Origin of the sequence: Azospirillum tabaci (assembly GCF_014596085.1) — a bacterium.
GTDB lineage: Bacteria > Pseudomonadota > Alphaproteobacteria > Azospirillales > Azospirillaceae > Azospirillum > Azospirillum tabaci.
In genome coordinates, this window is record NZ_JACCJY010000016.1 from 166676 (window position 1) to 178952 (window position 12277).

Here is a 12277-nt window from a genome sequence, read left to right on the forward strand (position 1 = left end):
AGCCATTTGAGACGGTGTGTTGCAGCGAGGCGGGCGAGGTACCAGAGCGCCCCAGCCTTACCGCTGATCAGGCGACGCGGACGGAGTTCGGGCGTCCAAGACCAAGCATGCGGTTGAGCACCGCGTCGGAATGGAAACGCAGCGCGTCCCCGAGGATACCCTTCCAGCGCGCCATTTGGCTCTCAACACCAGCCCGCCTGCTGTACCCGCCGGCCCGCTGCCAAGCCATGCGGCCTTTCTCCGTGATCGTCTGGATGTGTGGTCGCGCTGGGTCGGCACCGTCTCGGCCGTGGCGCTTGTGCACAGACGCGCAGACCCCGGTCCGGTCGTACGCGCCGTCACCGGTCACAGAGGCCACCGGCCCGGAGATCTGATTGAGCAACCGGGCGACTTGGGAAACGTCATCAACACCACGGTCGGTCAGCGTGGCGGCGAGGATGCGGCCGCTGCCCGCGCTCAGGCCAATGTGCAAGGCTCGCCAGGAGCGCCGCCTCTTTGTGCCCCATTGTTCCTCGATGCCGTACCGTTGAGTGGCGTGTCGCTCAGGCCGGGCGAACGGTCGACGATCAGCTCTTGACGCTGGTGTTCGGGTTCCGCTTGTCCTTGGGCGTGATCGGCCCCTTGCGGCCCTTCGACCCGCCGTTCCATTCCTGCGCCTGGCGGATGTGATCACCGCCGTCCCGGTCGTTCGGCCGGCTCTTGCTGCCGCTGACGGCCTTGCGACGGAGATGGTCGTCGTCTTCGGTCATGGCTGTCTCCTCTCAAAGTCTGTTCAAGATCCGTCTGCGTCTCACACCTCGACCCGGTCGAGCAGGTCGTCAATGGTGACGCCCGGCAGTGTCGTGGCGAGGGCGATCTCTTCGACGCGGCGAAAGCGGCCGTGCGTCTTGCGGTAGTCGATGATGGCGGCGGCCTGCTCTTCGCCGATGCCCGGGATCGACAGCAACTGCTCCTTACTCGCGCGGTTGATGTCGACTTTCAACGTCCTGTTCATGGTTCCCTCGCAAAGCGTCAGCGCGACACCTCCGTCGGCGGTGTCGGCGAGGCCCGGCCGGCATCCTCGTCGAGGACCGTCCCACGGTCGATTTCCACCAGCGTCAACGCGGCTTCCGCAATGGCGCTGCGCTCCGCGCGCGGAGAGGTCCACAGGGCGCGCAGTTCCATGGGAAGCTGCCGGATGACATCGTCGATTTCGCCCGGCGAGACATGGCGGGCGAGCAGCGCGAAGACGCACCGCGTCGCCAGGTCCGGATCGATCTCCTCGTGGCCGGGAGCCCGGTCGCGCACGCCGTCCAGGAATTCCTGGACGGTCCGCACCCGCGTGGGGTTGGCCGCGGGTTTCCAGCTGTTGAAATAGAGGCCGCAGACGAGCATCGGCAGCTGTGCCGCGAGCTGTGCCGCCTCATCGACCGTCAGCCGGTCGCGCAGTTCGTGGAGAACGGCCCGCAGGGACGCATAGGCGGTGTCCTTGCTCGCGGCCTGCATGTCCTCAAGGAGTTCGTTGAGCCAGATGTCGGCTTCCTGGACCGTCCGGTTGATCGCGGCTGGTCTGTCCATTCTTGTCCTCCGTATCGGCTGTCGCGTTCTTTGCGGCTTTTGGCGGGCCGAAGCGCTAGTGCGCGTAGGTGCCGACCAGTTCGGCTTCGCCCAGCAGATGTTTGCCGGCCTCCTTGCGCACCTCGTCAACCGTCGCGTTGGGCCCGAGGCCGAGCGCGTCCACGTCCAACGCCATCAGGAGGAAGCGGTAATGGTGCGCGGCGTGCCCGCGGGGGGGATTGGGGCCGTCGTAATGCGCGTGGCCATAATCGTTGATCCCGTGCCCCAGGCTTTCGGTCTTGGCGCCCGCGGTGACGCCCTCGGGCAGGCGGTCGCGGTCGCCGGCTACGTTGTAGACGGCCCAATGATGGAAAACGCCGCGTGGCGCATCGGGGTCCTCGACGATCAGGGCATAGCTGCGGGTGCCGGCGGGGGCATCCCTCCATTCCAGCGGTGGCGAGATGTTGTCGCCATCCGCCGTGTGCCTTGACGGGATCGTCTGCCCGTTTGGGAAGGCCGGGCTGTATAGAGCGAACGGCATGCTACCGGTCCCTCGTGTTTTCACCGCGCGATTCGTCTCGTTCCTGCGGCTGATCCGGAACCTTGCTGCGGACAGCCGGCCGTTGCTGGAGCTCGGAGGAGGGCTTCCCCTCGGCGGATGCCCCCGGTGCCTCACGCAGCCATTCTCGCTTCACGCAAACGCCCATTGGATGCTCCCGAACGTGCCTGTGGACTGAGATCCTCCGGCCTGCCGTGGGGCGGTGAGCCGGAGGTCCGGGGTCGAGCTTTCCGCCGGTGGAGGGCCTTCAGCGGCGGTGTGCAGATCATGCTTCGGAGGCGGTCGTCACCCTCGACAGCGTGGCAGGGGGGTCGAGGAACGCCGGGATTGACGCCGCTGGACGAGGTCGCTGCACACCCGCTCTCCCGCACTCACGCCACGAAATATCGTGCCGCATCGCCGGGCGGCCATCCGGCGTGTGCCTCAGGGAGATCCCCTACCGAAGGCCTCAGTGATGCCGCACGACAGGCGCTTCCATGAGAGCGGCCAATCCACGCGGTTCGGATAGCGGGCAGCCGTCATGCGGCCCAGCGCTTTACCGAGCCACCCATGCCCGATTCCTTGCACGTGCCGGTGATCGGGAGCCCGGCCTCAAATGGCTGATGTGAATTCGTGGAAGGAATCGTTACCGTCACCCAGGATGATCGGGTGAGGGAACGGCGGGCGCATCGCCGTGATGATACGCCCCGCCCCTGCCGCGACGGCCGCTTCGCCATCGCGGTCTGGCCCATCGCGGTCTGGCATGTCCCCCGCTTTTCAGATGGGGCAGGCCTTCGCGTTGCCTGACAGGATCAAAGCGCCTTCAGCTTTTTCCAGGCGAACAGCACCATCCGCAGAAGCAGCCAGCCATGGGTGAAACGGCTGATCTGCGTCTCGCCGTAGCTGCGGTCGGCGTAGCGGATCGGCACCTCGACGATCTCCAGATTCAGCTTGGACGCGCCGAAAATCAGGTCGAAGTCACCGAACGGATCGAAATCGCCGAAGTAATGGCGATTGGCGACGATCTGGTCGTAATCGCGCCTCCACAGCACCTTCGTGCCGCACAGCGTGTCGGTGAAGCGCGTGTTCAGCAGGAAGGAGAAGATGCGGGCGAAGGCGCGGTTGGCGATCCAGTTCAGGAAGCGCATGGCCTCATCGGCCATCGGATAGACCAGCCGGGTTCCGTTGATGAACTCTCCCTGCCCGGACGCGATGGCGCGGTAGAATTTCGGCAGGCTTTCCGGCGGCACGGTCAGGTCGGCGTCGAGGATCATCAGGATGTCGCCCCGCGCCGCGGCGAAGCCGGCTCTCACCGCATCGCCCTTTCCCTTGCCCGGCTGCTTCATGACCTTGATGTCCCAGTCCGGATAGGCGGCCTGGACACGCAGACATTCCTCGTAGGTGTTGTCCTGACTGTTGCCCTCGACGTAGATCACCTCCAGATCAGGGCAGAAGCGCGGCATGCGGCGGATGGCGTTCTCGATGTTGCCGCGCTCGTTCCGGCAGGGAATCAGCACGGTGCAGGACGGCTGCCGCTCCTGCTCCCTGGCGATCGGACGCCCCACGACATAATTGCGCAGGCAGAGTTTCCGGACTCCCGGCAACGGGGCGATGCTGCGGTTGATGAGCGTGCCGAGACCGAGCAGCCGGCGCGGCACGAGTTGCCGCCATTCGCGCTTCACCGGCTGCCAGCCGGCCAGGGTCAGCAGACCGGCGATGTCGGCGCTGGACAGCCAATTCATTTGCCCCTGCGGCATCTTCAGGCCGAGCCGCTCGGCGGCGGCCAGCACCGGTTCCCACAGGCGGGAATGGTAGCTGACGATGATGCGCGTCTGCGGCGTGGCGAAGCGATGGAGCTGGCGCAGCGTCTCCTCGATGTCATCGAGGAAGCCGACGGTGTCGGACAGCAGGATGACGTCGAAGCGTCCCTCGACCCCCGCCAGGACGGCGGGGTCCTCCGCGTTGCCGGTGTGGAACTCCAAGCCCGGATGGCGCTGCCGTGCCCGTTCGATCATCGCCGGGCTGAGGTCGATGCCGACCCCGCGCGACGGCTCCAGGAAGGCCAGCGTGTCGCCCGTGCCGCAACCGATCTCCAGGACCGACGCGTTTTCCGGAATAAGGAAACGCAGATAGGCGCGGTCGGCCTCATGGAAGGCCCGGTTGCGCTCGACCCAGCGGTCGCGCTCGGGAGCAAGGCTGTCGAACAGCATCCGCACGCTCTCCTGACGGGGCGACAGGGAAGCTGCGTCACCGGTTCGGGTGGGAGCACCGGCTGCAGTGCCCTCGAAACTTTCAACAGTCATGAATACGGTCCGTGACAACGTGTTCGGAAGCAACCGGGCCTCCGCCGAACTGGGCAAGCCAAGCACGGCAGCCGGCAAAGGCCGGTGGTCCGGACGACAGTCCAACGGGCGGGCGCCACAGTGATACCGATCACGGCAAAATGCAACCGAGGTGTGGAAACGGTTCCCAGAGGACACAAGCGGGGGCTTTTCACCCCGCAGCTGCACCGCGGACCTTCAGGAAAGTGGCGCGATGCGGCGATCCACCGTCGTGACTGCCCCTCCGGAGCCGGAACATTGGCTATCGAGCTGTTGGCTCCGAGACACGAGGTTCCGGGGCGTTGCCGCCGAAGAAGGTGATTGGCAGGCGGTGAGAATTCTCACCGTTATGTCCAGAAAAGAATAACGGTGAGAATTCTCACCGCCGCCTGTCACTCCGGGTCGCCGTCCAGGATGGCGTCGATGGTGGTGCGCAGCGCGCGCAAAACCTCGCGGTCCACGCCGTCCAGCCGCTTCGGCTTTTCCTGGAACGCCTGCAGGGCTTCCCGTGTCCGCAGGATGTTGCGGGACACGCGCAGGCTGAAGGCGCTCAGCACGACCTCGGGCTCGTCCTCCCGGCGGGCCGTCCGTTGCACCGGTGAGCCGCCATTCCCGGCCTGGGACTGGGCGGCGGGCAGGGGTTCGCTGACCAGCGAGTCCCACAGGCGCAGCTGTGCATCCGGATCGTCGAGGGCGGCGACCTGGTACAGCTTGTAGCGCGCGAGCTTCCTGGGGGCGTTCTCATACCGCTCCCGCACCGCGGCGGACACCTTCGTCAGGGCGATGGTCCGGGTGATCTCGGCCCGATCACGCCCCATGATCTGGCCAAGGTCGGCGTGGGAATAACCGTGCCGCTCGACAAGCGCCACGAAGGCGTCTGCCTCTTCGAAGGGCGTCAGGTCGGCGCGCAGCACGTTTTCCACCACCGCCACCTCGGCGGTGTCGATGCCGTCCGGCACCAGGATGCAGGGGACCGTCTGCTGGCCGAGCGCGCGGACCGCACGCAAGCGCCGCTCCCCGAAGACGAGTTGGAAGCGGCTCGGCCCCAACTCCCGCACACCGATCGGCTGTTGCAGGCCGTGTTTGCGGATGGACTCGGTCAGCGCGGCAAGGTCCGCCTCGTCGAAGCGGCGGCGCGGTTGGTCGGGGTTGGCCTCGATCCACTCCACATCCGGGTAGACGAGCTTCACGCCCTGCTCCGGCTCCGCGAAGACGGCGAGCGCGCCGCGGCTCATGGCGTTCAGCCGGGCGAGGTTCCCGGTCCCGAGCTTACGCGACATTGGCCACCTCCACGCGCTTGTGGCGTTCCGCGGCAATGGCGTCGGCGAGCGCGCGGTAGGAGGACGCACCCGGCGCGTCGGGCACCGCCTCCAGAGCGGCGCGGCCGGCAAGCGCGGCGTCGCCGTAAATGGTCGCCCGCGGCACCGGCGGGAAGATGCGTAGCGTGCCGCCCAGCGCGCTGTGAAGCTGCTCCAGGGTCACCTGATGCTGGTTCAGGCGGGCGTTGTGCATGGTCGGCAGGATGCCCAGGACGGCGAGGCTGGGGTGGCAGCGCCGCTTCAGCTTGTTGATCGTCTTCAGCAGGTGGTTCACGCCGATGGAGGACAGATATTCGGTCTGGCAGGGGATCACGATGACGTCCGACGCCACCAGCCCGTTGGCCGTGCACTGGCCGAGGTTCGGCGGACAGTCGATGAAGATGAAGTCGTAGGCGGCCCGCGCGTCCTGCAACCGCTCCCGCAGGGCCATCGGACCGCTGGGGTCGGCGGTCAGTTCCACCTCGACCGACGCCAGCTCGATGCTCGACGGGGCGATCTCCAGCCCGATGTCGCCGACAGGGACCACGATGTCCTCGACGGCGACCTCCTCGCGCAGCACATGGGCGAGCGATTTGCGCCGGCCCTCCTCATACTCGATCAGGTCGATGCCGAGATGCGCCGTGGCGTTGGCCTGCGGATCGGCGTCGATGATGAGCACGCGGTAGCCCTCGCGCGCCAGGATGCTGGCGGTGTTGACCGTGCAGGTGGTCTTGCCGACCCCGCCCTTCTGGTTGGCGAGACAGACGACCAGCGCCGGGCCGTGCTGGCCGTCCACCACCGCCGTCTCCTTCAGCAGGAAACGGACGACCGCATCGGGGATCTTCTCGCTGTTGCTTTCCCATCGGGAAATCTTGGACCGGTCGTAGCGCCGCTCCAGCCGCTCGTTCAGCCAAGCCGCGAAATCCGGCTGTGAAAGTTTGCGCTCCTCGCGCAGGAGCCTCATGTCTTCGCCACGCACGTCAACCTCCACAGCGAATGCGCTTGCCGTGTTCAACCGATACGACGGTGCCCCGAATCGGTCAAGGTTGACGGTCGCCTCCGTTGCATCAACAGTCGGCATCAACGCAAAAAAAGCCGGCCCGGAGCGTTCTCCGGGCCGGCGCTTGGCAGGCCGTCTCAGATCACAGGTTGATGAAGGCCACGTAGTTCTGGCCGTCCACCGAACCGGTGGTCATGCTCATCGCGCCCACGGCCTTGCCGGTGAAGGTCATGCTGGCGTCGACGGTGCCGTTGCCGTCGATGTCGCAGTGGACCGTGGCACCCTTGTAGCCGTCGGCGCCGCCCATCTCCTCCCAGGACAGCTTGGAGACGCCCTCCTGATAGCCCCACAGGGTGGACCACTCGCCCTGTTCCAGGTCGGTGACGGTGGACCAGGTCGTCGCACCCCCACGGGCGTCGACGAAGAAGGTGTCCTTGCCCGAGCCGCCGATCAGCCAGTTGGAGCCCGCGCCGCCGTCCAGCACGTCGTCACCCGCCCCGCCCCAGGCTGCGTCGTCGCCGCCCAGCAGGTTCAGGAAGTCGTTGCCGTCGGACCCGCCCAGCACCTCGCCGCGGCCGTCGCCCAGGAAACTCCACTGCAGACCCGAGAACGGACCATCGTAGGCGTAGGCCTTCACGTCCTCCGTCACGCCGTCCACCGTGCGCTGCATCGACGCGAAGGGACGGTTGTCCACCGGCGGCTCCGTCGTCGGCGGGGTGGTGGTCGGGGGAGTCGTGGTGGGAGGCTCGGTGGTCGGCGGCGTGGTGGTCGGGGGCTCCGTGGTGGGGGGTTCCGTAGTCGGCGGCGTGGTGGTGGGCGGAGCATCCACCAGCGTGACGGTGCTTCCGCTGAGCTGGAACTGCCCGGCGGTGAAGCTGCCGACGAAGCGCAGCGTGACGTCGGCGCCCGCCGTGGCGTCGGTGCCGATGCGCAGGAAGGTGACGCCGTCCACCGTCTCCGCCTGGACCTGCCCGGCGGTGAGCTGGCTGCCGTTGCCGGCGGTGGCCGTCCCGGTCATCGCCGTGCCGGTGATGGTGAAGGCATCGCCCACCACGGCACCGGTGATGCCGCTGGTGAAGCCGTTGGCCTGGGCGGTGGTCATCGTCACCGTGTGGCGGGCGCTGCCGACCAGTTCGAGATTCTCCACGCTGGCCAGGGTCATGCCGGAGATGTCGATCTGCGGCGTCGCCGTGGTGACCTTCCATTCCGGATCGGTCACGTCGTCGGAGCTGATGCGCAGCGTGTCGGTGCCATCGCCACCGTCGTAGGAGACCGAGCCGGCATCGCCCTGCGCGGCGACGATGAAGGTGTCGTTGCCGGCGCCGCCCTGGATGACGTCGGCCTCGTCCATGGTGCCGTGTTCGCCGCTGTAGAAGACGTCGTCGCCGTCGCCGCCGATCATCGTGTCGGCGTCCCAGTCACCGACCAGCGTGTCGTTGCCGGCCCCGCCCATCAGGCTGTCCTTGCCGCCGCCGCCGACCAGCAGGTCGTCGCCGTCGTCGCCGTAGAGCATGTCGTCGTCGGCGCGCCCGAAGATCTGGTCGTTGCCGGCCCCGCCATGGACGGTGTCGTTGCCGCTGCCGCTCTCCAGCGTGTCGTCGCCGGCTCCGCCGACCAGCGAGTCAGCGCCGTCATGCCCCCAGAACCACACGGGGTCGTTGCCGGCCACCATGGTGTCGTCGAAGTTGGAGCCGACCCAGCGCTCGACGTCGATGAAGCTGTCGCCCGCGGCGTCGCCCGTGCTGTTGCCCGGGTTCAGCAGGTCCAGCACGATGCCGGAGGTCGCGTTGTCGTAGGACGCCTGGTCGAAGCCGTCGCCACCGTTCAGCACGTCGGCTCCCGCACCGCCGATCAGCACGTCGTTGCCGCCGCCGCCGATCAGGGTGTCGTTCCCCGCGCCACCATCGATGGTGTCCGGCTCATCGTCGCCGGTGAGCAGGTCGGGACCCGCCGTCGGGGTGCCGGTGACGGCCAGCACATGAGCCCAGCCCTCGACCCCGGCGAAGGGGGAGGGGGTGGAGACCGGCGCGGTGCTCTGGTCGAGCGCCCAGGAGGCGTCCAGCGCGTTCGGGCCGACCGGCCCCGAGGAGGCGGCGACCACCGCACCCGTGGCGGCGGCCAGGCGGTCGAGGAGCAGGCGGCCGGCCTCGCCCGCACCGGCATGGCAGGCGTGGATGTGGATCTCGGTGCCGCGCGCGTCCGGCCAGGAGCGGTCGAGCAGCGATTGCGCGTCCAGCGGCTGGGCGCCGATCAGGACCCGTCCCGGCTCGCCATGGGCGACCAGATGCAGGACGGACGGGCGGGCGGCGAGGGCCGCGGCCAGCACGGCGTGGCCATCGTCGGCGGCGGAGACGAGTGTGACCTGGACGTCGGAACGGCGGCGGCTGAGCAGCCCGTCGAGATCCTCAAGTCCAGCGTCCGCGATGATGACTTCGGTCAAGGGAGACTCTCCGTGGATTTTGTTGTGATCGCTGGGGCGCCCGGTCGCATCGTTCACGGATACGGGGTAGCGCGACACCCATTCACATGCGCCTTCGGAGATGCATCCCGCAATTGCCCAAGAAGAAATAACACGTCGTCATCATGATAACTTAACAAGTCCATCATCTTACTTGATAATACAAATCTCGTTATTCATATGATCGCGCGACGTATTATGAAGGACAGATAAGGTTCTTGCCCATCAAGAGGTGATTGAGGAAAACATGGAGACCTCAGTCTGAAATTTCGAGGGATAGCGCTCCAAAGCGGGCTAACCCCACCCGACAAGGTCGTCAGGGCAGGCCATCCAGAAAAAAAAGCCGGCCCGGAGCGGTCTCCGGGCCGGCGCTTGGCAGGCCGTCTCAGATCACAGGTTCTCGGATCACAGGTTGATGAAGGCGATGTAGCTTTGGTCTCCCACCGAACCGGTGGTCATGCTCATCGCGCCCACGGCCTTGCCGGTGAAGGTCATGCTGGCATCGATGGTGCCGTTGCCGTCGATGTCGCAACGGACCGTGGCGCCCTTGTAGCCGTCGGCGCCGCCCATCTCCTCCCAGGACAGCTTGGAGACGCCCTCCTTGTAGCCCCACAGGGTGGACCACTCGCCCTGTTCCAGGTCGGTGACGGTGGACCAGGTCGTCGCACCCCCACGGGCGTCGACGAAGAAGGTGTCCTTGCCCGAGCCGCCGATCAGCCAGTTGGAGCCCGCGCCGCCGTCCAGCACGTCGTCGCCCACCCCGCCAGCCGCCGCATCGTCGCCGCCCAGCAGGTTCAGGAAGTCGTTGCCGTCGGACCCGCCCAGCACCTCGCCGCGGTCGTCGCCCAGGAAGCTCCACTGCAGACCGGAAACCGGACCGTCGTAGGCGTAGGCCTTCACGTCCTCCGTCACGCCGCCCACCGTGCGCTGCATCGACGCGAAGGGACGGTTGTCCACCGGCGGCTCCGTCGTCGGCGGGGTGGTGGTCGGGGGAGTCGTGGTGGGAGGCTCGGTGGTCGGCGGGGTCGAGGGAGTCCCGCTCAGGGTGATCCCGCTGCCGCTGACCTGGAACTGGTCCGCCGTGAAGCCCCCGGCGAAGCGCAGGGTGACGTCGGCGCCCGCCGTGGCGTCGGTGCCGATGTGCAGCAGGGTGACACCGTTCACCGTCTCCGCCTGGACCTGCCCGGCGGTGAGCTGGCCGCCGTTGCCGGCGGTAACCGTGCCGGCCATCGCCGTGCCCGTGATGGTGAAGACGTCGCCGCCGGTGGCCCCGATGATGCCGCTGGTGAATCCATTGGCCTGGGCGGTGGTCATCGTCACCGCGTGGCGGACGCTGCCGACCAGCTCCAGCCTTTCCACACTGGCCAGGGTCATGCCGGAAATGTCGATCTGCGGCGTTGCCGTGGTGATCTTGTTTTCCGGATCGGCGACGTTGTCGGAGCTGATGCGCAGCGTGTCGGTGCCGTCGCCACCGTCGTAGGAGACCGTACCGGCGTCGCTCTGCGCCGCGATGATGAAGGTGTCGTTGCCGGCCCCACCCTGGATGACGTCGGCCTCCGGCAGGGGATCGTGCGCGCCGCTGTAGAAGACGTCGTCGCCGTCGCCGCCGACCATCGTGTCGACGCCCCAGTCACCGATCAGCGTGTCGTTGCCGGTGCCGCCGTCGAGCATGTCGTTGCCGCCGCCGCCGGCCAGCAGGTCGTTGCCGGCCTCGCCGTACAGCATGTCGTCGTCGGCCCGTCCGAAGGCCCGGTCGTCGCCGCCACCGCCGTAGATCGTGTCGTTGCCGATGCCGCTTTCCATCGTGTCGTTGCCGGCGCCGCCGATCTCGACATCGTTGCCGCCGTGGCCCCAGAACCAGACGCCGTTGTCGTTGCCGACCAGCCGGTCGTCGAACTCGCTGCCGATCCAGCGCTCGATGTTGGTGAAGCTGTCGCCCGCGGCGTCGCCCGTGCTGTTCGCCGGGTTGCGCAGATCCAGAACGACACCCGCGGTCGAGTTCGCGTAGGTCACCTCGTCGAAGCCGTCGCCGCCGTCGAAGACGTCGGCACCGGCGCCGCCCTCCATGGTGTCGTGGCCGATGCCGCCGACCAGCGTGTCGTTGCCGGCGCCGCCGTTCATCAGGTCGTTGCCCTGGCCGCCGTCCAGGCTGTCGTCGCCGTCACCGCCGTTGATGGTGTCGGCGTCGCCTTCGCCGAACAGGGTGTCGTTGCCGGCGCCGCCGTCGAGCATGTCGTTGCCCCAGCCGCCGTAGATCAGGTCGTTGCCGTCCTCGCCATAGAGCACGTCGTTGTCGGCGCGGCTGTAGATGCGGTCGTCGCCGGCACCGCCATAGACGGTGTCGTTGCCGTCGCCGCTCTCCATCGTGTCGTTGCCGGCCCCGCCGATCTCCACATCGTCGCCCGCATGGCCCCAGAACCACACGGGGTCGTTTCCGGCCACCATGGTGTCGGCGTAGTTGGAGCCGATCCAGCGCTCGATGCCCGAGAAGCTGTCGCCCGCGGCGTCGCCCGTGCTGTTCGCCGGGTTGCCGATGTCGATGACCATGCCGGAAGTGGCGTTCTCGTAGGTGACGACGTCGAAGCCGTCGCCGCCGTCGAACACGTCGGCACCGGCGCCGCCGTCCATGGTGTCGTGGCCGACCCCGCCGACCAGCGTGTCGTTGCCGCCGTTGCCGAACAGGATGTCGTTTCCGGCCCCGCCGTTGATGTTGTCCGCCGCGTCATCGCTGGTCAGCGTGTCGTTGCCGTCGGTCGGGGTGCCGGTGACGGCCAGCTCGTGGGCCCAGCCGCGCGCTCCGACGCCCTCGACCCCGGCGAAGGGGGAGGGGGTGAACACGGGCGCGGTGCGCACATCGAGCTTCCAGGAGGCTCCCCGCTCCGCCGGGCCGACCGGCCCCGAGGAGGCGGCGACCACCGCACCCGTGGCGGCGGCCAAGCGGTCGAGGAGCAGGCGGCCCGCCTCGCCCGCACCGGCATGGCAGGCGTGGATGTGGATCTCGGTGCCGCGCGCGTCCGGCCAGGAGCGGTCGAGCAGCGATTGCGCGTCCAGCGGCTGGGCGCCGATCAGGACCCGTCCCGGCTCGCCATGGGCGACCAGATGCAGGACGGACGGGCGGGCGGCGAG

9 protein-coding genes and 1 pseudogene are annotated in these 12277 nt (G+C 67.8%); all 10 read right to left on the reverse strand.

The window, feature by feature from the left end; translation table 11 throughout:
* Window positions 1-67: 67 nt before the first annotated feature.
* Window positions 68-529, reverse strand: a pseudogene (locus H0B54_RS15870) (transposase); the annotation flags it as partial.
* 37 nt (window positions 530-566) lie between these two features.
* A complete protein-coding gene (locus tag H0B54_RS29825; protein ID WP_094305514.1) occupies window positions 567-749 on the reverse strand; it encodes a hypothetical protein in 183 nt (60 codons plus the stop codon).
* Window positions 750-790: 41 nt separating this feature from the next.
* Complete coding sequence (locus H0B54_RS15880) at window positions 791-982, reverse strand: ComEA family DNA-binding protein (protein WP_211109397.1); 192 nt, start codon at window positions 980-982, stop codon at window positions 791-793.
* 29 nt (window positions 983-1011) lie between these two features.
* Window positions 1012-1557 (reverse strand): DUF2267 domain-containing protein, encoded by a 546-nt coding sequence (locus tag H0B54_RS15885; RefSeq protein WP_188261130.1) that lies wholly within the window; start codon window positions 1555-1557, stop codon window positions 1012-1014.
* A 55-nt stretch (window positions 1558-1612) separates the two neighbouring features.
* Window positions 1613-2077, reverse strand: a complete 465-nt coding sequence (locus tag H0B54_RS15890) for a YbhB/YbcL family Raf kinase inhibitor-like protein (protein WP_188261131.1) — start codon at window positions 2075-2077, stop codon at window positions 1613-1615.
* Window positions 2078-2886: 809 nt separating this feature from the next.
* A complete protein-coding gene (locus tag H0B54_RS15895; RefSeq protein ID WP_246472551.1) occupies window positions 2887-4284 on the reverse strand; it encodes a bifunctional class I SAM-dependent methyltransferase/glycosyltransferase family 2 protein in 1398 nt (465 codons plus the stop codon).
* A 503-nt stretch (window positions 4285-4787) separates the two neighbouring features.
* Entirely contained in the window at window positions 4788-5675 is an 888-nt protein-coding gene (locus tag H0B54_RS15900; protein WP_188261133.1) for a ParB/RepB/Spo0J family partition protein, read from the reverse strand.
* Complete coding sequence (locus tag H0B54_RS15905; RefSeq protein ID WP_247895277.1) at window positions 5665-6672, reverse strand: AAA family ATPase; 1008 nt, start codon at window positions 6670-6672, stop codon at window positions 5665-5667. The genes H0B54_RS15900 and H0B54_RS15905 overlap by 11 nt, the downstream gene beginning before the upstream one ends.
* A gap of 163 nt (window positions 6673-6835) precedes the next feature.
* The gene (locus H0B54_RS15910; protein WP_188261134.1) at window positions 6836-9133 is read right to left on the reverse strand and encodes a DUF4347 domain-containing protein; all 2298 of its coding nucleotides are present in this window, start codon (window positions 9131-9133) and stop codon (window positions 6836-6838) included.
* 423 nt (window positions 9134-9556) lie between these two features.
* A partial coding sequence (locus H0B54_RS15915; RefSeq protein ID WP_188261135.1) for a DUF4347 domain-containing protein occupies window positions 9557-12277 on the reverse strand: 2721 nt, incomplete at its 5' end.

Coding starts and splice junctions, on each gene's coding strand:
- H0B54_RS29825 (WP_094305514.1), bottom strand. CDS start 749: ATGACCGAAGACGACGACCATCTCCGTCGCAAGGCCGTCAGCGGCAGC.
- H0B54_RS15885 (WP_188261130.1), bottom strand. CDS start 1,557: ATGGACAGACCAGCCGCGATCAACCGGACGGTCCAGGAAGCCGACATC.
- H0B54_RS15890 (WP_188261131.1), bottom strand. CDS start 2,077: ATGCCGTTCGCTCTATACAGCCCGGCCTTCCCAAACGGGCAGACGATC.
- H0B54_RS15895 (WP_246472551.1), bottom strand. CDS start 4,284: ATGCTGTTCGACAGCCTTGCTCCCGAGCGCGACCGCTGGGTCGAGCGC.
- H0B54_RS15900 (WP_188261133.1), bottom strand. CDS start 5,675: ATGTCGCGTAAGCTCGGGACCGGGAACCTCGCCCGGCTGAACGCCATG.